At 52.1% G+C, this 20,126-nt stretch carries 16 protein-coding genes; 3 read left to right on the top strand and 13 right to left on the bottom strand.

Going from position 1 to position 20,126, the window contains the following annotated elements; translation table 11 throughout:
* Positions 1-117 precede the first annotated feature (117 nt).
* Genes J1836_RS02270 through recA form a run of 4 tightly spaced genes read right to left on the bottom strand, consistent with a single transcriptional unit; the run spans position 118 to position 5,482 of the window.
* On the bottom strand, positions 118-1,347 hold the full coding sequence (locus tag J1836_RS02270) for an aspartate kinase (protein WP_207249267.1): 1,230 nt from the start codon (positions 1,345-1,347) through the stop codon (positions 118-120).
* 33 nt (positions 1,348-1,380) lie between these two features.
* Positions 1,381-3,993, bottom strand: a complete 2,613-nt coding sequence (gene alaS / locus J1836_RS02265; RefSeq protein WP_207249266.1) for an alanine--tRNA ligase — start codon at positions 3,991-3,993, stop codon at positions 1,381-1,383.
* Positions 3,990-4,430, bottom strand: coding sequence for a regulatory protein RecX (locus tag J1836_RS02260; protein WP_207249265.1), 441 nt, complete (start codon positions 4,428-4,430; stop codon positions 3,990-3,992). The genes alaS and J1836_RS02260 overlap by 4 nt, the downstream gene beginning before the upstream one ends.
* The gene (recA, locus tag J1836_RS02255; RefSeq protein WP_207249264.1) at positions 4,430-5,482 is read right to left on the bottom strand and encodes a recombinase RecA; all 1,053 of its coding nucleotides are present in this window, start codon (positions 5,480-5,482) and stop codon (positions 4,430-4,432) included. Before recA ends, J1836_RS02260 begins: the two co-directional genes overlap by 1 nt.
* A 185-nt stretch (positions 5,483-5,667) precedes the next feature.
* On the opposite strand from recA, the gene J1836_RS02250 reads away from it, so the two are divergent.
* Positions 5,668-7,494, top strand: coding sequence for a PHA/PHB synthase family protein (locus J1836_RS02250; RefSeq protein WP_242632668.1), 1,827 nt, complete (start codon positions 5,668-5,670; stop codon positions 7,492-7,494).
* Here J1836_RS02250 and pncC read toward each other — a convergent pair.
* The 4 genes from pncC to J1836_RS02230 are packed head-to-tail and all read right to left on the bottom strand — an operon-like array spanning position 7,491 to position 10,540.
* The gene (gene pncC, locus J1836_RS02245) at positions 7,491-7,964 is read right to left on the bottom strand and encodes a nicotinamide-nucleotide amidase (protein ID WP_207249263.1); all 474 of its coding nucleotides are present in this window, start codon (positions 7,962-7,964) and stop codon (positions 7,491-7,493) included. The two genes, J1836_RS02250 and pncC, sit on opposite strands and share 4 nt — an antisense overlap.
* Entirely contained in the window at positions 7,964-8,908 is a 945-nt protein-coding gene (locus J1836_RS02240; RefSeq protein WP_207249262.1) for a S49 family peptidase, read from the bottom strand. The genes pncC and J1836_RS02240 overlap by 1 nt, the downstream gene beginning before the upstream one ends.
* A 6-nt stretch (positions 8,909-8,914) precedes the next feature.
* Positions 8,915-9,583 (bottom strand): HAD-IA family hydrolase, encoded by a 669-nt coding sequence (locus J1836_RS02235; RefSeq protein WP_207249261.1) that lies wholly within the window; start codon positions 9,581-9,583, stop codon positions 8,915-8,917.
* Entirely contained in the window at positions 9,584-10,540 is a 957-nt protein-coding gene (locus J1836_RS02230) for an RluA family pseudouridine synthase (RefSeq protein ID WP_207249260.1), read from the bottom strand.
* A gap of 543 nt (positions 10,541-11,083) precedes the next feature.
* On the opposite strand from J1836_RS02230, the gene J1836_RS02225 reads away from it, so the two are divergent.
* Entirely contained in the window at positions 11,084-14,365 is a 3,282-nt protein-coding gene (locus J1836_RS02225; protein WP_207249259.1) for an Rne/Rng family ribonuclease, read from the top strand.
* Between the two features lie 17 nt (positions 14,366-14,382).
* On the opposite strand, the gene J1836_RS02220 is transcribed toward J1836_RS02225, so the two are convergent.
* The 4 genes from J1836_RS02220 to J1836_RS02205 all read right to left on the bottom strand — a co-directional run bounded on the left by J1836_RS02220 (position 14,383) and on the right by J1836_RS02205 (position 18,346).
* Positions 14,383-14,862: a low molecular weight protein-tyrosine-phosphatase gene (locus tag J1836_RS02220; protein ID WP_207249258.1), complete on the bottom strand. Its 480-nt coding sequence runs from the start codon at positions 14,860-14,862 to the stop codon at positions 14,383-14,385.
* 30 nt (positions 14,863-14,892) lie between these two features.
* The gene (fusA, locus tag J1836_RS02215; RefSeq protein ID WP_207249257.1) at positions 14,893-16,926 is read right to left on the bottom strand and encodes an elongation factor G; all 2,034 of its coding nucleotides are present in this window, start codon (positions 16,924-16,926) and stop codon (positions 14,893-14,895) included.
* A gap of 185 nt (positions 16,927-17,111) precedes the next feature.
* The gene (locus tag J1836_RS02210; protein WP_242632667.1) at positions 17,112-18,008 is read right to left on the bottom strand and encodes a potassium channel family protein; all 897 of its coding nucleotides are present in this window, start codon (positions 18,006-18,008) and stop codon (positions 17,112-17,114) included.
* A 5-nt stretch (positions 18,009-18,013) separates the two neighbouring features.
* The gene (locus J1836_RS02205) at positions 18,014-18,346 is read right to left on the bottom strand and encodes a hypothetical protein (RefSeq protein WP_207249256.1); all 333 of its coding nucleotides are present in this window, start codon (positions 18,344-18,346) and stop codon (positions 18,014-18,016) included.
* A gap of 171 nt (positions 18,347-18,517) precedes the next feature.
* On the opposite strand from J1836_RS02205, the gene J1836_RS02200 reads away from it, so the two are divergent.
* Positions 18,518-19,360, top strand: a complete 843-nt coding sequence (locus J1836_RS02200; RefSeq protein WP_242632666.1) for a YajG family lipoprotein — start codon at positions 18,518-18,520, stop codon at positions 19,358-19,360.
* Here the strand turns inward: J1836_RS02200 and J1836_RS02195 are convergent.
* Positions 19,346-20,110, bottom strand: coding sequence for an HAD family hydrolase (locus J1836_RS02195; RefSeq protein WP_207249255.1), 765 nt, complete (start codon positions 20,108-20,110; stop codon positions 19,346-19,348). The genes J1836_RS02200 and J1836_RS02195 overlap by 15 nt on opposite strands.
* Positions 20,111-20,126: the final 16 nt, after the last annotated feature.

The following is a 20,126-nucleotide window of genomic DNA, read 5'->3' as shown; positions in this document are numbered from 1 at the left end:
TATGATTTACACAACAAGGATTAACAAACCAACCTAACATGTTCATATTTGGATAAAAAAAACCCACTGCAACAGACTCTGCGCAGTGGGTTTTTTCACCAAAAAGGTGTGGAATGATTAAGCTATTTGTGCTAATCCGAAGGATTGATGCAATACGCGCACCGCCAATTCCAGATATTTTTCATCGACCACTACCGCCACTTTGATTTCTGAGGTGGAAATCATGCGGATATTGATGCCTTCATCTGCTAGCGTCTTAAACATTTTGCTCGCAACACCTGCATGAGAACGCATTCCCGCGCCCACAATAGCGACCTTGGCAATGTTTTCATCGCCCGTGCATTGCTTTGCACCCAAAGCCTCGCCTGTTTTACACAGAATCGCTTTGGCCTTGGTGTAATCGTTCTTGTGAACGGTGAACGTGAAATCAGTGGTGCTATCCGAACCAATGTTCTGCACGATCATGTCGACTTCGATATTGGCATCGGAAATCGGCCCCAGAATCTGGTACGCCACGCCCGGGCGATCCGGTACGCCAGTGACTGTTAATTGGGCTTCGTCGCGGTTGAACGCAATACCACGGACGGATACTTCTTCCATTACTTCTTCCTCACGAGTGACCAGCGTGCTTTTACCTTGACCAAATTCATCGAAACTGGACAACACGCGGATAGGCATATCATATTTATAAGCAAATTCAACCGAACGAATTTGTAGCACCTTCGAGCCTTGGCTAGCCATTTCCAGCATTTCTTCCAGCGTCAGGCGCGGAATGTGGCGGGCTTTGGGTTCAACACGCGGGTCGGTGGTATACACCCCGTCCACGTCAGTGTAAATCTGGCATTCGTCCGCCTTCAGCGCAACGGCAAGTGCTACGCCAGTGGTATCCGAACCACCACGCCCTAAGGTGGTAATGCTGCCGTCTGCGGTCACGCCTTGGAAACCCGCCACCACAACCACACGACCTTCTGCCAAATCTTTGCGAATCGGTTCAGCATCAATGTCACGGATACGCGCTTTAGTGTGCGCGTCATCGGTCAGAATGCGGACTTGCGCCCCCGTATAAGAACGTGCGGGTTGACCTTTCTTCTCCAACGCCATCGCCAACAGACCAATCGTGACCTGTTCGCCCGTGGACAGAATCGCGTCTTTTTCACGCTCTGAACCTTGGGGGTTAATCGCATTGATGAGCGCCACCAGCTTATTGGTTTCACCCGACATCGCGGAAACCACCACGATGACATCATTGCCCTGTTGTTTCCATCGGATTACCCGATCAGCCACCGCTTCGATACGCTCAGGTGTGCCAACCGATGTACCGCCGTATTTCTGTACGATCAGTGCCATTGTTTACTGTTTACCTTCAAAACACTTTAAAAATTAAACCCGCTCGGCAACCCAAGCAGCTACCGCTGCCAGTGCTGCGGGCAATGCCGCCACGTCTGTGCCGCCGCCTTGTGCCATGTCAGGGCGACCACCGCCTTTACCGCCGATTTTACCCGCCACAAAGCCCAGCAAATCACCAGCTTTAACTTTAGCCGTTTCGTCTTTAGTAACACCCGCGACCAAGCTCACTTTACCATCAGCCACCGCCGCGAGAATCACTACCGCTTTCCCCAACTTGTTTTTCAACTGGTCAACGGTGTCACGCAATGATTTGGGATCGGCACCTTCCAGATTCGCCGCCAACACGCGTATTCCACCGATTTCTACCGCTTGATCAGCAAGGCTAGAACCCGCTTGCGATGCCATTTTGCCTTTGAGCTGTTCCAGTTCCTTTTCCAACGCACGGTTCTTTTGCAGCATGGTGTCGAGCTTGTCCGCCACTTCCACGGGATTGGACTTGAGTAAACGCGCCACATTATCCAAACGACTGGTGACATCACTCAGCCATGCCAGCGCGTTTGCGCCTGTCACCGCCTCGATACGCCGAATACCCGCCGCAACCCCGCCTTCGCTGACGATCTTGAACAGACCAATATCGCCCGTGCGATTGACATGGCAACCACCGCATAATTCCGTGGAAAAACCAATTTTCAAAACGCGCACTTCGTCGCCGTATTTCTCGCCGAACAATGCCATTGCGCCGGATTTCTTGGCATCATCCATGCTCATGACTTGCGCCAACGTCGCGGCATTGTCACGAATTTCACGGTTAACGATGGCTTCTACTTCGGCAAGCTGTTCTGGCGTAACGGCATCTGGTTGGGAAAAGTCGAAACGCAACCGCTCTGGGGTCACTTGCGAACCTTTCTGCTCAACGTGCTCGCCCAATACTTGGCGCAAGGCGGCGTGCATCAAATGCGTGGCGGAATGGTTGAGGATAATGGCTTGACGACGTGCCGCATCCACTTCCGCTGTCACATTGCTCTGCACTGCCAATTCACCCGATTCTAGCGTACCGACGTGAATGAACGTTTTGCCTTGCTTGCGAGTATCGGTCACGCGGAACACGGCAGTATCCGTGCGCAATACGCCGGTATCACCCACCTGACCACCGGATTCGGCATAGAACGGGGTGTGATCTAGGACGATTTGCGCGTCATCACCCGCTTGCAAACGCTCAACCGCCATACCTTGGCGGAACAATGCAGTAACACGAGCAGTTTCCGCCAACGTACCATAACCGTGGAAACCGGTTTCGTCCGTAACGTCCAGCTTATCGCCGTAATCCGCACCAAATTTACCCGCAGCACGCGCGCGTTCACGCTGAGCATTCATGGCTGTCTCAAAACCTGTTTCATCCAGCTTGAGATTACGTTCACGCGCAATGTCACCCGTCAAATCCACGGGGAAACCGTAAGTGTCGTAGAGCTTGAACACGGTGTCGCCATCAATGGTGTCGCCGGACATGCCTGCAATCGCCTCTTCCAGCACTTTCATGCCATGTTCCAGCGTTTCGGCGAAGCGGCGTTCTTCTTTTTCCAGTGCCAGTTCGACTTGCGGTTGGGCTTTTGCCAGTTCGGGGTAGGCTTTACCCATTTCATCCACCAGCGGCTGAACCAGCTTGTGGAAAAATGGTGCTTCCATACCCAACTTGTAACCGTGACGGATAGCGCGGCGAATAATCCGGCGCAATACATAGCCACGCCCTTCATTCGACGGCAACACCCCATCCACAATCAAGAAGGCGCATGAACGGATATGGTCAGCAATCACTTTCAGCGACGGATTATTCAAATCTGCGTCTTTCGCCAGTGCTGCGCCCTTGCTCAACAAAGTTTGGAACAAGTCGATTTCGTAGTTGCTGTGTACGCCCTGCATCACCGCCGCCAGACGCTCTATCCCCATGCCGGTATCGACTGACGGCTTGGGTAGCAAATTCATCGTGCCATCTTTGGTGCGTTCATACTGCATGAACACCAAATTCCAAATTTCGATGTAACGGTCGCCATCTTCTTCGGGCGTACCTGGTGGGCCACCCCAGATGTGCTCGCCGTGGTCGTAGAAAATTTCGGTGCAAGGGCCACAGGGTCCAGTGTCACCCATTTGCCAGAAGTTGTCGGAAGCGTAACGCGCCCCCTTATTGTCACCAATGCGGGTAATCCGATCCGTCGGTACACCCATTTTTTGCGACCAAATGTTGTAGGCTTCGTCATCTTCCGCATACACCGTGACCCACAGCTTGCCCTTCGGCAGCTTCAAGGTTTCAGTGAGGAATTCCCACGCATACTTGATCGCATCTTCCTTGAAATAATCGCCAAAGCTGAAGTTGCCGAGCATTTCAAAAAACGTGTGGTGACGCGCCGTGTAGCCGACGTTTTCCAAGTCATTGTGTTTACCGCCTGCCCGCACGCAACGTTGCGAGGTTGTGGCACGGTTGTAGGCGCGTTTGTCCATGCCAAGGAACACATCCTTGAACTGCACCATGCCAGCGTTAGTAAACAGCAAGGTCGGGTCATTACCCGGCACTAAAGAGCTGGAAGCGATGATTTCATGCCCTTTGCTGGCAAAAAAATCGAGAAAATGTTGTCTGAGTTCAGCAGTATTCATTGGAAAGCAGCTTTAATCGCATCGGTATAAAAACCGCGCCCAGCGAGAAATCGAGACTGCCGGGCGCGTTCCTTGTAATCCGCCGGGATTTCCCCGCCAAATTTTTTGTGCCGTTGTTCAACGGCTAATTCATGCCAATCCACATCGGCTTCCGCCAATGCGTGTGACGCAATGGCTGTATCCACGCCATGCTCACGTAATTCATAGCTAATCCGCTGTGGCCCGCGCCCCCGCGAGACAGACGAACGGATAAAAGCAGCCGCATAACGGGCATCATCGAGATACCCCATTTCTTGCAACTTGTCCAGCACTTGATCAAGCGTGACGTTATCACATTCCAAACGTTGGCGGACTTTTTGCGCCAATTCAAAGCGGGAATGCTCACGTTGTGCCAACAAACGCACCGCCACCGCTTCGCATTCCCGCACACTAGCCATCAAACGATGTCGTCAACATCATCGCTCGCGGCATCATCAGCAATCGCAGCCGCAAAACCCGGTGTGCTGAAAGCAGCTTCGCGGATAGCCTTTTCGATTTCGGCTGCCGCAGCGGGGTGTTCCTTCAGGTAATTGCGGGCATTGTCCTTGCCTTGACCAATTTTGTCACCTTTGTAACTGTACCACGCGCCTGCTTTGCCGATCAGCCCTTGCTTTGCGCCCAGATCAACCAACTCGCCTTCACGGGAAATACCTTCGCCATAGAGGATTTCAAATTCAGCTTGTTTGAACGGCGGCGCGACCTTGTTTTTAACGACTTTGACACGGGTTTCAGAGCCGGTGATTTCATCGCCCTTCTTAATCGCGCCAATACGGCGAATATCGAGACGCACGGAAGCGTAGAATTTCAGTGCATTACCACCCGTGGTGGTTTCAGGGTTGCCGAACATCACACCGATTTTCATGCGAATTTGGTTGATGAAAATCACCATCGTGTTGGAACGCTTGATATTCCCCGTCAACTTACGCAACGCTTGTGACATCAAACGCGCTTGCAAACCAACGTGGGAATCACCCATATCGCCTTCGATTTCCGCTTTGGGGGTCAATGCGGCTACCGAGTCAACCACCACGATGTCAACTGCGCCGGAACGTACCAGCATATCGGTGATTTCCAAGGCTTGCTCACCGTTATCCGGCTGCGAAACCAGCAAGTCATCGACATTAACGCCGAGTTTTTGCGCGTAAATCGGATCAAGTGCGTGCTCAGCATCTACAAACGCAGCCGTGCCGCCCAATTTCTGGCATTCAGCGATAACTTGTAGGGTCAGCGTGGTTTTGCCGGAAGATTCTGGGCCGTAAATTTCAACGACTCGTCCCTTCGGCAAGCCGCCAATACCGAGGGCAATATCCAGCCCCAATGAGCCGGTGGAAATGGCTTCAATATCGCGCGACGCACTAGAGTCGCCCATGCGCATCACAGCACCTTTGCCGTATTGGCGTTCGATCTGACCTAAGGCGGCGGCGAGGGCTTTCTTTTTGTTCTCGTCCATGCGGACACTCCTTTAATGGTAAATTCTTGGGTTCAGGTGGTGAAAGCGGGGATTATTCCATAATGGGGAGCAGCAAGCCAATCATGGAAGATGAAAGCGGTTATTTTCAGGAAATAACGAAATGTTGCGTTGCAGCAAGAAAACTATCGACAATCGCCCCATAAACTAGCTATTGTGACATACCTATGAATATCACCAGTCCAGACAAGTGGAAGCCCTTATTTATGCAACAGCCAGTACCAACACCGAAGCACACGGTTGACCCCGTGCAATTACAAACGAACATCACCCGCGCCATGCTCCTCTGGCAACGCTTTGTTACCCGCATGATGAGCGATGCTGCCAGCAAACAGGGCAAAGATGCTGAACAAGGCGATAACAGTTTCGCCACGGCTGTTGCTAAATGGGGCGTTAACTTATTATTGCACCCGACAGCGCTCATGGAAGCCAATCTGGCACTGCTTACCAGCCAGACCAAATTATGGCAACACAGTACCGCTCGCGTACTAGGCTTCGGAAATTTATCACCGGGCGTGCCTGCGATTACCGACAAACGTTTCAAACACCCTGCATGGCAAGAACACCAGTTCACTGAAGTGCTGCTCCAGTCTTACCTGAATATGTCGACCTACTGGCGCACCCTAGCGCAAACTGCGGGTGGCTTATCCGAACAGGATGCGAAAAAAGCTGAGTTTTTCATCAATAGCATGATTGACGCACTTGCGCCCAACAACTATTCGCACACCAACCCACAAGTGTGGCAAACCATTGTGGAAACCAATGGCGAAAACCTCGTCAAGGGTATGGAAAACCTGCTGGATGACTTCCAAGACGGGCAACTGCGCATCCGCATGACCGACATGAAGGCATTTGAACTGGGTCGTGACATTGCCACCACTCCCGGCAAAGTCGTGTTCAAGAACGAATTGCTGGAACTGATCCAATACACCCCGACTACCGCTAAAGTGCGCCAACGCCCTGTGTTGATCGTACCACCGTGGATCAACAAGTATTACATCCTCGATTTGCGCGAAAAGAATTCCTTCGTGAAGTGGTCAGTGGCGCAAGGCAACACCGTTTTCATGATTTCGTGGGTCAACCCCGACACGCAGCACCGTGACCTGAACTTTGAAGACTACATGCAGGCGGCTATCGCGGCGATGGATGCGGTCGAAGCAGCCACTGGCGAACGCGACCTGAACGTGATCGGCTACTGCCTCGGTGGCACGCTGACCGCTGCCACGCTCGCTTACATGAAAGCCAACGGCGATGAGCGTGTCAAAAGTGCTACGTTCTTCACCACCTTGCTGGACTTTGCCGACCCCGGTGAAATCGGCGTATTCCTGAGCGATGAACAAATTAGCTCGCTGGAAAAACGCATGGACAAGCAAGGTTATCTGGATGGCAAAGACATGGGGGCGGCGTTCAATATGCTGCGTTCCAACGACCTCATCTGGTCATTCTTTGTGAACCTGTACTTGCTAGGCAATGACCCCATGCCGTTTGACCTGTTATATTGGAACTCTGACAGCACGCGGATGCCTGCGGCAATGCACAGTTTCTACCTGCGCAATATGTATTTGAATAACTGCTTGAGCCAACCCAACTGCATTACGCTGTCTGGCACACCAATTGATTTGGGCAAGATTGATACCCCTGCGTATTTCGTTTCCACCCATGATGACCACATTGCCCCGTGGCGCAGCACCTATCAAGGCGCGAAACTATTCTCTGGACCAGTGCGCTTTGTATTAGGACAATCTGGTCACATTGCAGGCATCGTCAACCCCGCCGCCGCTAACAAATACGGTCACTGGATCAATGAAACGCTGTGTGATGATGCCGATGATTGGTTGTTTGCTGCCAACAAGGTCGACCTGTCTTGGTGGCATGATTGGAATAGCTGGGTAGCGACCTTCTCCGACACCGAAGTGGATGCGCGTATCCCCGGTGCTGGCAAGTTAGCCGTTCTCGGTGACGCACCGGGTACTTACGTGCGCGAGAAAGTCTAAGTCAGTGCCTGCAATACGCCACTGAGCGCGTATTGCACGGCTTGATAACGTACCGCCTCCCGATCACCCTCAAACGTGCGGGTGGCGGTACGTACTTCCCCACCCTGCACCGCCCAGCCGAAACACACTGTACCAACGGGTTTAGTCGCTGTGCCACCGCCAGGCCCTGCAATGCCGCTAACCGATACCGCCACTTGCGCACGGGAATGCTGTAATGCCCCCGCCGCCATTTCCGCCGTCACCGATTCACTCACCGCGCCGTATTGCGCCAACGTTGTTGCTTGCACGCCCAACATATCCTGCTTGGCTGCGTTGCTGTAGGTGACAAAACCGCGCTCAAACCACACAGAACTGCCCGCTAAATCGGTACACAGCTTGGCAATCCAACCACCGGTACACGATTCTGCGGTTGCTAACATCCAGCCTTTGGCTCGCACTGCCTTGGCGACTGCGTGTAGCAACGCGTCCATTAGCGCAGCACAGTACGGGGCGTAGCGTCCATTGACATCAACGCTTTAGCGGATGTTTCGACTCTTTCGCTCAAGCGTTGCAGCAAGTCTTTCTCAGTGGTGAAATTCACCATCTCTTCGGCTTTGATCAGCTCGCGTGCCACGTAAGCATCGCTCCCCAAGCCATCAATCAAACCCAGTTTGATGGCATCTTCACCTGTCCAAAATAAGCCGGAGAAAATATCGGGGTTATTCTGCAAACGCTCTCCGCGCCCTTCCTTGACCACATTGATGAATTGCTGATGCGTGGTGTTCAGCATATTGTTGACGTGCGCTACCTGCGTTGCGTTTTCGGGCAAGAACGGATCAAGCATCCCCTTGTTTGCCCCAGCCGTATACAAACGCCGTTCAACACCCAGTTTTTCCATTAAGCCAACGGCGCCGAAATTATCCATACGCACCCCAATCGACCCGACAATACTGGCTTTGTCCGCGTAAATCTTATCCGCCGCTACCGCGATATAATAACCGCCAGAAGCACATAAATCAGACACCACAGCATACACAGGAATCTCTTTATGAGCCGCCTTCAAGCGTCTGATTTCATCATTAATAATGCCAGATTGCACAGGGCTACCACCGGGGCTATTGATGCGTAAAATCACCCCTTTGGTTTTTTCGTGTTCAAACGCTTCTTTGAGCGCGGGGATGATCAGATCGCCGCTGGCTTCTGCGCCATCCATAATCACGCCATTAATATCCACAACGGCGGTAATATCCCCGTCTAATGCCAATTTGCTATTGGATGCCCCTGAACCGAGCAAAGCAAACAAGCCAATCAGCAGGTACGCGACAAAAAATAGCTTAAAAAATATACCCCAACGCCGCGCCCTGCGTTGCTCTTTGATGCCTTCCATCGCCACGTCTTTCAGGGCTTGAATGGCTTGTGTTTCTTCTGGAATCATGAACGTTTAACCTTGTTTGGTGGTTTGTGTGGCTAACCAGCCAGGAATGTGTGTCACGTCATCCACATGACCCAGCGGGTGATGTTGCCGCAATTGATTGAGGTCATGCACGCCGTAACTGACAGCCAGTGAAGCCATCCCGATAGCCTGCGCCATCTGCAAATCATATATACTATCGCCGATCATTAACGCATCATGCTTGGCAGTATCACAATCTGTCAAAATTTCTTCCAACATTTGTGGATGGGGTTTGGAACGGGTTTCATCCGCACAGCGTGTAATCGGAAACAATTCACGCAGTCCTGTTTCATCCAACACCTTATCCAAACCGCGCCGCGATTTGCCTGTGGCGACGGCTAGCGTGTAGCCTTGCGCCGCCAAGGTATGCAGTGTTTCGCGGGCACCGCTGAACAATTCGCTACCATGCTTAGTGCGCACCAAAAATTCTTGGCGGTATTCATCGGCAATGTCACGAATCTGGCTTAACGGCTGCTCTGGGTAAAGGTGTTGAATCGCTTCATCCAACCCCAACCCGATAATATGGCGGATTTCGGTATCAGAACGGCGCTCTGCTCCGACCACCGCGATAGCATTGCGCATACACTGCGTAATATGCGCCGCTGAATCCATCAGCGTGCCATCCCAATCAAAAATCAGCAGGGAATAAGGTTTCATTTAACGTTCTACTGCATTGATTTTAATATTGATTAGCACTTCTTTCAGATCATCAGGCAACGGTGCTTCTATCTCGTAGCGTCGCCCCGTCGCACGCAAAGTAAAATCGACACGAGCTGAATGCAAAAATAGGCGCTTCAACCCCATTTCACGAAACTTACGATTGAGGGCAAAATCACCATAGCGATCGTCGCCTAAAATCGGATGCCCTAAGTTCTGCAATTGCACACGGATTTGGTGCATCCGCCCGGTGAGAATTTGCGCTTCGAGCAAAGAGGCACCGTGCAAATTCTTCAGCGATGAAAAAATGGTTTCGGAGACTTTGCCTTCACCCTCCTCCACTACTTGCACCTTCTGGCGCGAACCTTCTTCTTGGCTCAAATCCATCGTGATGTGTTGGCGACCGTGCTTCCAACGCCCTGCCACCAAGGCTTTGTAACGCTTGTCGATCTTGCCATCGCGGAAAAGTGTGTGCAATTCGGTCAAGGCTTGGCGCGATTTGGCGAGAATCACCACACCACTGGTGTCGCGGTCGATGCGATGCGCCAATTCGATATAAGGCAAATTCGGGCGCAACTGGCGGAAGGCCTCGATCAAACCCAATTTATAACCGCTGCCGCCGTGTACAGGCAGACCGGAAGGCTTGTTGATAAAGATCAATTGCTCATCTTCTTTCAACACCGCCGCTTCCAATACGGCTAACAGGGACTCTGAAGCAATAGCGGGTTTATCGGGCGGATTAATTTCAGCCTCCATTTTGATCGGTGGAATACGGATAATTTCACCGAGCACCAATTTTTTTTCTGGCTTGACGCGTTTTTTATCCACGCGCACTTCGCCTTTGCGTAAAATTCGATACAAAGCACTCTTGGGAAGCTGCTTGAGATGACGGATCAGGAAATTATCAATGCGCTGACCATCTTCATTTTCAGTAACTGTGTAGTATTCGACTGCCATAGTGAAAAAACATACCAACTAAATTTAAATGCAAATTGAATATAATTAACCGAATTGATATATTCGCAACAGGCAAACGTTAAGGTGCAAACCTGACACAATGGGTTCGATCAAATCAGAACACGATGATATGACCCATGCCTGATGGATTCAATCACAAATTCTAGCGGTCAGAACATTCCCGCAGAATTTGTGCTGGGGCAAACAGGATAACAAGAGTCCGTACCCCCACCACCCAACGCCTGTTATGCAGATTAAAAAGCAAGCAAGCAGGTGTGACATTAACAGCAGTACTTGTTGCTTGATGTCTGTTGCAAGAATGCGCCAGCGGTTTACAACATTCATGCGCCCGCCCTTATGAGGCACTCCCATGACCCGTAATGACCGAACGATTCTTTCTGAAGGTAGGCCCGATTTAAGGTTAATCCATAAGCTTAGCGAAGAGAATACTTCTAATGCTTTGATATTACTCGAAATAAAATAATCGACCCCGCCTGAAACAAACAGGTAACAATGACTGCATAACCAAGGTTTATGTAGTACATGAAACGTATTCTAATTAATGCGACCCAACCGGAAGAAATCCGCGTTGCGATGGTTGACGGGCAGCGCTTGTATGACCTCGATATTGAACATTCCCTCCGTGCTCAGAAAAAAGCCAACATTTACAAAGGTGTCATTACCCGCGTCGAGCCTAGCTTAGAGGCGGTTTTCGTTAACTATGGCGCACAACGCCACGGCTTCCTGTCATTTCGCGAAGTTGCGCCTGAATTTTACAACCCCAATGCCAAGTACACAGGTCGTCCTACTGTTAAGGACGTGATGCGTGAAGGTATGGAAATTCTGGTGCAAGTCGATAAGGAAGAGCGTGGCAACAAGGGTGCTGCCCTGACCACCTACCTGAGCCTTGCCGGACGTTACTTGGTGCTGATGCCCAACAACCCCAAAGCGGGTGGCGTGTCGCGCCGCATCGAAGGCGATGACCGCCAGCAAATCAAGCAAACCCTCAACGAATTAGACATTCCCGACAACATGGGCGTAATCGTGCGCACTGCGGGTATCGAACGCGATGCCGAAGAATTGTCGTGGGATTTGGACTACCTGAAAACCTTGTGGAATGCCATCCAGCAAGCCTACAGCCAGCACAAAGGTCCAACGCTGCTGTATCAGGAAAGCAATGTCATTATCCGCGCCCTGCGTGACTATTTCCGCCGTGACATTGGTGAGATCGTCATCGACAACGAAAAAGTCTTCAAGCAAGCGCGGGATTTCATGCAGGCAGTCATGCCGCACAATATCCGCAAGCTCAAGCAATACACCGATGGCACGCCACTGTTCAGCCGTTTTCAGGTCGAAAATCAGATCGAAACCGCTTACCAGCGTACCGTTTCATTGCCTTCCGGCGGTGCAATTGTCATTGACCATACTGAAGCGCTGATTTCCATCGACATCAACTCCGCGCGTGCCACCAAAGGGCATGACATCGAGGAAACCGCACTCAACACCAATTTGGAAGCGGCGGATGAAATCGCCCGTCAATTGCGCTTGCGTGATTTGGGCGGCTTGGTCGTAATCGACTTTATCGACATGTTGCCCAGCAAACACCAGCGCGAAGTTGAAAAACGCTTGCGCGATGCCATGAAACTTGACCGTGCACGCGTACAAGTCGGGCGTATTTCCCGCTTTGGTTTGCTAGAAATGTCGCGCCAACGCCTGCGCCCATCGCTGGGTGAATCCAGCCAAATCGTTTGCCCGCGTTGTACCGGTCACGGTCACATTCGCAGCACCGATTCGATGGCACTCTCCATCCTGCGTCTGGTTGAAGAAGAAGCGATGAAGGAAATGACCGGTAAAGTCATTGCCCGTCTGCCAGTTGCCGTTGCTACGTTTTTGTTAAATGAAAAGCGTCAAGCCATCACCGACATCCAAGCGCGGCGCAATGTTGAGCTAACCATCATTCCCAACCCGTACATGGAAACACCGCATTACGACATTAGCCGTATCCGCAACGACAACCTCGAAGACGAAGAAGGCCAAAGCAGCTACCTGTACATTCCTGCACCACCTGTGTTGGAAGAAACCATCCAACAAGATGCTAGCCATGCACAAGCACCCGTTGAAGCAGCCGTCACCAATGTGATGCCCAGCACGCCTGCGCCGCAAAACGCACGCAATCAAGCACCTGAGCAAGCCGTTGTATCTGCCACACCAGCCCCTGAGCCGATTAAAGGGCCTGGGCTAATGCGGCGTATTTTCGGCAGTTTATTCGGCAATAACCCCAGTGTGGATAAAGCAGCGGAAGAAGCCGAAAGCAAAGTGGAAGCCGCTGCCCCCGCGCAACAAAAACGCGGCGAACAGCAGCAACGCAATGAACGGCGCAATGAACGGCGCAATGATCGCAACGACCGTGGCGGCGAACAACGTAACGACCAGCGCAACAACCGCAACCGTAATAACGGCAAAAGCGACGTTGCACCTGATACCGAACGCCCTGCAACAGACGAATCCCGTAACCGCAACACGCCAGACAACCGTCAAAACCGCCAGAACCAAAACCGTAACGGCGGAGAACGCACTGAGCAGCAACGGGGTAACGAACGTAACGCCAACAACGAGCCACGCGGTAACGATAACGACCGTAACGGCAATGAGCGTAACGACAACGAACGCCGTAACAACCGTAACCGCAATGAACGCGATAATACGGCAGTTGGCGAACCTAACCAAAACCGTCGTCCACCCCGCGAACAACGTCCACCAAGACAGCAGGAACAAGAACCAGCCGTTTTGGTACAAAACGATGATCAAACACCTGTGGAAATCGTGTTAGCCGCACCGCGCGAACAACGTGAGCCGCGTGAACCACGCGACAACAACCGCGAGAATGGGCAACAATCCCAAAATCGCCGTGACCGCTCGCGTCGTGATCAACGCAATAATCGCCCCGCTACGGATGAAGCTAACGGCAATGCAGCCCCTCCCGACGACAGCGACCCAGTATTGGAAACTACACAGCGTCCACCGCGCAACCCTGTGCAGCAGCCGAGCTACGCCGACACAGCAGAGCAGCACAACGATGACGATATGCTGGACGCAGTAGAGGCAGGCGATGATGATATGGAAACTGACGACAACGTAACTGGCAGCAACGACACCCAACCACGCGGCCCGCGTGAACGCCGTGGTCGCACACGTCGCCCACGCGGTAGCCAAAACCGCCAACAGCGCCCACCGCGCCCAGCAGCGATGGAGCTAGAACCGCCACCGCCTGAAAACTTAGAACCGTTCATTATCGACCTGACCGCAGCGCAACCGGCACAACCCCGTTACGAGCGCCAACCGTCACGAGCAGAAACCAGACCGACTCCAGTGGTCATTCTAGTTTCCCCACCCGAAACGGAAGAGCCACAAGAACGCAGACCGCCACGAGCACGGGTACAGCAGCCCGCAGAACCTGCACCAATCGTTGCCGTTGCTCCAGTTGTTGAAATGGCGGTTGCAGCGCCAGTTGTTGCCCCAGCAGCGCCAGTCGTTGAAGTGGTTACAGCACCGGTTGTTGAAGTCGCTGCCACTGAAGTTGCACCAGCACCAGTTGCTGAAGTCATTGTTGAGGTGAAAGCGCAACCCGCACCCGTGGTCGTAGAACCTGCACCAGCATCTGTTGCATCACCAGAGCCTACACCTGTACCTGCAACCCCTGCGGTAAACGTGCAAGCGGAGATAGCAGAAGTAGCCGAAGCCATCGCTGCAATACCCGAAGCAGCACCTGCACCTGTTGCGCCAATAAAACGGCGTCCATCCTGGATGCACACCGAACCTGAGTGACTTAAAAAGTCGCTGACTTAAAGATGGGTGCGGCGGATATGGGCTAATAAGCCTGCCGCCGCATCCTCTACCATGTCGAGTACGCGTTCAAAGCCGCTATTTCCACCGTAATAGGGGTCGGGTACTTCATCGACATTCCAACGTTCGGCAAATTCCATGAACAGCCGCACACGCTCACGTTGCGCTGCCGTCACCATATCCTGCAAATCATCTAAATTCGTGCGATCCATTGCCAACACGTAGTCGAATTCTTCAATATCAGCGATAGTCACCTTACGAGCGCGTTGCTTTGACAAATCCAAACCACGCCCTTTTGCGGCTACCTGTGAACGTAAATCGGGCGCTTTACCGATATGGTAAGCGTGTGTCCCCGCCGAATCGATCAAGATACGCTCCGTCAACCCTTGCGAATGCACCAAACGCTCAAACACGCCCTGTGCAGTGGGAGAGCGACAAATGTTGCCCATGCAAATGAAAATAACCTTAACTTTTTCCATAATATCAATATCTTAACTATAAGAAATTATTCAATCCTCAGTAGCCTTGTACTGCGCCATCAACGCTTGCTGGGTCTTTTCCGTGGTCGGCTCATAATGGCTGAACTGAATCGCCCAACTCCCTTCTCCTGCCGTTAGCGAATTCAGGCGTGAGGCATAATCCTCAAGTTCTGCCAGTGGGACTTTCGCCTGAATAATCATATTACCCGTTTCATCGGCTTGCGCATCATGAATCTGCGCACGGCGGGTCGCCAAATCGCCGGAAATATCCCCCATCGCAGCAGCCGGAACGGTTACTTCCAGATCAACCAGCGGTTCTAGAATAATGGGGCTTGCCTCAGCAACAGCTTGCATAAACGCTTTGCGCCCTGCCACCACGAAGGCAATCTCCTTGGAATCGACCGAGTGCATTTTACCATCCACCAACGTGACACGAATGTCCATCAGCGGATGTCCGCTAATCGCACCGGATGCCAGCACCTGACGTACCCCTTTTTCCACAGCCGGTATTAATGAACCAGAAATCGCCCCCCCCACAATACGGTTCACGAATTCAAAACCCGCACCCCGTTCCAGCGGCTCGACGTCAAGCTGTACTTCGCCAAACTGTCCTGCACCGCCGCTTTGTTTTTTATGGCGATATTGTGCCTGCACTGATTTGGTAATGGTTTCGCGATACGGAATTCGAGGCGGTGCGGCATCGACTTCCACATGATATTGCTTATCCATGCGTTCCAAAGCAATGCGTAGATGTAAATCACCTAAGCCACGCAGCACGGTTTCATTGGCGGTCGTATCGTATTCAATCCGCAAACAAGGGTCTTCCGCGACCAGTTTGTGCAAAACATCTGACAGTTTCTGCTCATCACCGCGTTTTTTGGCACGCAAGGCAAAACCCACCAGTGGTGTAGGTAACGTCATGCCGGACATTTCGATGCCATCATCTTCATGCCGTTCATGCAAAATGGTGTCTGGCTCAATCTCGCTGATCTTCGCGATGGCACAAATATCACCCGCTACTGCCTGCTGAACAGGAATACGCTCTTTACCCTGCAAGCGATACAGATGACCAATTTTGACGGGCTTGCCTTCAGCACCCACTAATACCTGACTGCCCAGTTTCAAGCTACCCTGATGCACCCGCAGCAACGCCAACTTGCCGACAAACGGGTCAAATTCCACGTGGAAAACATGCGCCAGCAAGGGCTTATCTGGGTCAGGAATAGCCCACGCTGCCACCGTCTTCTCACCTTTATGCCGAATAAAGGGATGCGGCGGGGCTTCTAACGGATTGGGAGCAAGTTTGGCAAAAATATCCAGCAGTTCAGCAATACCCACGCCCGTTTTGGCGGAGGCAAAGCACACCGGCACTAAATGGTTTTCACGCAACGCTTGTTCAAAGGCTTCATGCAATTCTGCCGCAGGCACAGTACCTTCTTCCAGATAATGTTCCATCGCAGCTTCATGCGCTTCCACCACCTGCTCAATCAATGCGGTATGGGCTACCGTCACTGAAGAAAAGTCTGCTGTGCCGGATTCATGGTCATACACTTCCACCACTTGCGCGGCGTGGTTGATGGGCAACTCCAGCGGCAAACATTCCCGCCCAAAGACATCGGTAATTTCCTGAAGACGCTGTTCGAGTTTGTCAGGAGCTGCGTCAATGCGATTAATCACCACCATGCAGGGTAGGTGTTGATGGCTAACCCACTCCATGATTTTGCGGCTCATTGGCTCAATACCCGCCGCTGCATTGATAACCACCACGACGGTATCAGCGGCGGATAAAGCGGTTAATACCTGCCCCTGAAAATCGGCGTATCCCGGTGTATCAATCAGGTTGATGTGACACCCCGCATGGTGGACGGTGGCGACAGAAACGTAGAGGGAATGCTGATGGAGTTGTTCGAGCGGGTCACAATCGGTGACAGTATTGCCTTTTTCAATCTCGCCCGCTTGAGTGGTTTCGCCTGCTTGAAACAGCAAAGCTTCGATCAGGCTGGTTTTGCCTGCGCCTGTATGTCCGGTGAAGACAATATTTCTGATGTCTTGAGTGATATGCACGCTGACTCCTATTGGTGTGAGTTTCCCCCCATTCTACTCCGCAAAGCATCCACTTATCTGACCTATATCATGTCAGGCTAGCGCTGCCGCTTCGCAGGGCGCACATGAATATGTCCCGGTGGATGCTTAATCACCATCGGCTGCGAGCAATGCGGGCAATTGGTGTAGGTTTGCAAGCGTGTTTCCTACTTGACCTCTTCAAACACAAGGCGAGCATCGGCGCGACTGATGCCGATACTCACACGCATTTTTTCGAGGTAACGCAAGCCACCAAAATCCAACTGACCGGATTCCATCGCTCTTACTAGCTCAAAGCGGAAATTTTCCCGCCGCCGTTTCAATTCGTTGATCATACCCGACGCTAAAATCGCAGCAGGCAACGCCGCAACCGCAATCCCCGTCACAATAATAATCCCGCTGAAAACTTTGCCCACAAGCGTAATCGGCACAATATCACCGTACCCGACCGTGGCGACTGTCACCGCCGACCACCACAAAGCGCGGGGAATGCTGCCGAATTCATCCGGCTGCACATGCCCTTCCGCCAAATAGATACCCGTTGCTGACAACAGAATCAACATGCACAGGATAAACAACGCCGATACCAGATTGTCAGCCTCTTGGCGCAACACCGCCAATAACAAGCCCAAGGAGTGTGAATAACGGGTCAGTTTCAGCAAACGTAACAAACGCAAGCTACGCAAGACGCGCAAATCTTCCACGCCAAAAAAGAAGCTGAGGTAAAACGGCAAAATCGCGACTAAATCAACCAGTGCTTTCGGCGACAGCAAATAACGCCCGCGCCCCTCCAGTGGACGCTGAAAATCAGCCTGACTGGATTCGACGCATATCCACGCCCGTACCACGTACTCCAGCGTGAAAACCGCCACCGAAAACACCTCGAACCACCAGAAAAACGGTTCATGCGCCACATAGATACTGTGTTCGGATTCCACCGCTACCACCACGACATTCACCACCACTAACAACATCAGAAAGCGGTTAATGAGGCGTGCCCACGCATTCCCTTTTTGTTCTTCCAGCGCTAGATATAACCACTGCCGTACTGGATTTAGCCCCATACCGCTCAGAAATGACGGCGGATTTTCTGGTACAATTCGCTGAGTTCCTCACCCAATTCGTGCAATTCTTCCACTACTTCGATGCGAATATCCGCTACCTTGTCACCGATTTTATGCTGCAATTCATCCACGTTTTCACCCAGATCGTGAATTTCCTCCTTGGCTTTCAGGTTCAACTCCCAACCCGCGTCGCGCAAGCGTAACTGCATGTTTTGCCATTTGGTTTCGGCGTGTTCCAGCTCCTCACGCGCTTCCATTCCCAACAAGTGCAAACGCACCCGCAATTCACCGCGTTCACTGGTTAATGTTTCAAGTAACTGCTGTAATTTTTCTTTCATAACATCAAGCCTCCTATGATGAGTTAATTTTACTATAACGCGATCGTCGGCATTAGGCACGGGCATTAGTCAAGGAATGGAACTTTTCACTCATAACAACGCTCTATCAACCTAAATCCATGCAGGTATTCGGGCGAATACCTTTTTTATTCTACAAGGAAACAAGGGCTGATGATGAAAAAAATAGTCTTGTCGCTGGCTGTGCTGGCTGGTTTGGGGTTATCTGCTTGCGCACCGATGAATCAACAAATGACGCAACCACCCGCGACGGTCGTACCCGCCAAAGATTTGAACTGGATTGCGGATAAAGTTTACCGCAACGAAACCAGCGGCAATCCTGAATTACTGGTGGTCTGGAATGACCGCGAAGAATTCGCCTCCCTCGGTATCGGGCATTTCATCTGGTATCCGGCAGGGCAACGTGGCCCTTACACCGAAGCCTTTCCCGGTTTGATCGACTACACCAAAGCGCAAGGCGTACCCATCCCGCAATGGTTAACCAATCGCCCCGTGACAACCGCGCCGTGGGCAAACAAAGCCGCGTTTGAACGCGCTCGCAATGACCCCGAAATGCAGCAATTGCGCACTTTCCTGCAACAAACCATGAATATTCAAGCGAACTACATGTCGGAACGCCTGACCCGCGCTCTGCCCACCATGCTGGCACAAGTTGCGCCGCAAGACCGTGACCGCGTATTAAACAACTACCAAGCCATCGAAAAAACCCAGCGTGGGCTGTATCCATTGCTGGATTACGTCAACTTCAAAGGCGAAGGCACCAGCCCCACCGAACGTTACAACGGGCAAGGCTGGGGTCTGATGCAAGTCTTGCTGACCATGCGCTCCGTCAGCGCAGGCCCGCAAGCATTGGATGAATTTGCCCGTGCCGCCGAAGAAGTGTTGACACGCCGTATAGCCAATTCCGCACCGGAACGTGGCGAAGCCAAATGGCTGCCCGGCTGGCGCAATCGTTTGAATACGTATCGCGCCCAATCCCTGTTAAGCGGCTACTGATAAGACGCGTAACAAGTCGAGCGTGACGTAGGTATGAGTGCCTGCGTCACCGCTCAACACCTTGAATGGCGCATCCGCCTCGCCAAACTGATCAACAACTAACACGGCTTTGCTGAAATCGTGGTCACGCGTGTAATCGTTTACTGTAACGATTGTTTTCAGATTGGCGGCGGTGGACGAACGAATACCGTTATCGGAATCTTCAAACGCCAAACATTCGTCTGGCTGCACCCCCATCATTTCCATCGCATACAGGTAAATATCCGGTGCAGGCTTTTTCTTCGGCACAATATCCCCCGCCGCAATGCACTCGAACCAAGCAATGGATTCTTCACCCAATGTGGATCTCAACAAATACGTCACGTTTTCGGGCGTGGTCGTGGTCGCAATCCCCAAACGCAATCCAGCAGCACGCGCCTCGCGAATCAAACGCTCCGCCCCCACCCGCAACGGAATTTCACCCGCTTGTAGCATCTCCAGATAAAAATGCGTTTTGCGCTTGTGCATCCGAGCCGCAAATTCAGCTAAACCTTCAGTCGGAGCAAAATCAGGCAGGTATTTTTCGACAAAGTAACGAATACGCTCCTTACCCCCCGTGACCGTGAGCAAATCGGCGTAAAGTTCAACCGTCCAATCCCAATCCAAGCCCGCTTCTTGGAAGGCTTTGTTGAAGGCGGGGCGGTGTCCGTCGCGTTCGGTGTCAGCCAGTGTGCCGTCTACGTCGAAAAGCAGTGTGGTAAGCTGTGGCATGTGAAACTCCTCATTT

It is taken from the genome of Thiothrix fructosivorans (genome assembly GCF_017349355.1).
Lineage (GTDB): Bacteria > Pseudomonadota > Gammaproteobacteria > Thiotrichales > Thiotrichaceae > Thiothrix > Thiothrix fructosivorans.
This window is presented reverse-complemented; position numbering and strand designations above follow the sequence as displayed.

Coding starts and splice junctions, on each gene's coding strand:
- J1836_RS02270 (WP_207249267.1), bottom strand. CDS start 1,347: ATGGCACTGATCGTACAGAAATACGGCGGTACATCGGTTGGCACACCT.
- alaS (WP_207249266.1), bottom strand. CDS start 3,993: ATGAATACTGCTGAACTCAGACAACATTTTCTCGATTTTTTTGCCAGC.
- J1836_RS02260 (WP_207249265.1), bottom strand. CDS start 4,430: ATGGCTAGTGTGCGGGAATGCGAAGCGGTGGCGGTGCGTTTGTTGGCA.
- recA (WP_207249264.1), bottom strand. CDS start 5,482: ATGGACGAGAACAAAAAGAAAGCCCTCGCCGCCGCCTTAGGTCAGATC.
- J1836_RS02250 (WP_242632668.1), top strand. CDS start 5,668: ATGAATATCACCAGTCCAGACAAGTGGAAGCCCTTATTTATGCAACAG.
- pncC (WP_207249263.1), bottom strand. CDS start 7,964: ATGGACGCGTTGCTACACGCAGTCGCCAAGGCAGTGCGAGCCAAAGGC.
- J1836_RS02240 (WP_207249262.1), bottom strand. CDS start 8,908: ATGATTCCAGAAGAAACACAAGCCATTCAAGCCCTGAAAGACGTGGCG.
- J1836_RS02235 (WP_207249261.1), bottom strand. CDS start 9,583: ATGAAACCTTATTCCCTGCTGATTTTTGATTGGGATGGCACGCTGATG.
- J1836_RS02230 (WP_207249260.1), bottom strand. CDS start 10,540: ATGGCAGTCGAATACTACACAGTTACTGAAAATGAAGATGGTCAGCGC.
- J1836_RS02225 (WP_207249259.1), top strand. CDS start 11,084: ATGAAACGTATTCTAATTAATGCGACCCAACCGGAAGAAATCCGCGTT.
- J1836_RS02220 (WP_207249258.1), bottom strand. CDS start 14,862: ATGGAAAAAGTTAAGGTTATTTTCATTTGCATGGGCAACATTTGTCGC.
- J1836_RS02210 (WP_242632667.1), bottom strand. CDS start 18,008: ATGGGGCTAAATCCAGTACGGCAGTGGTTATATCTAGCGCTGGAAGAA.
- J1836_RS02205 (WP_207249256.1), bottom strand. CDS start 18,346: ATGAAAGAAAAATTACAGCAGTTACTTGAAACATTAACCAGTGAACGC.
- J1836_RS02200 (WP_242632666.1), top strand. CDS start 18,518: ATGATGAAAAAAATAGTCTTGTCGCTGGCTGTGCTGGCTGGTTTGGGG.
- J1836_RS02195 (WP_207249255.1), bottom strand. CDS start 20,110: ATGCCACAGCTTACCACACTGCTTTTCGACGTAGACGGCACACTGGCT.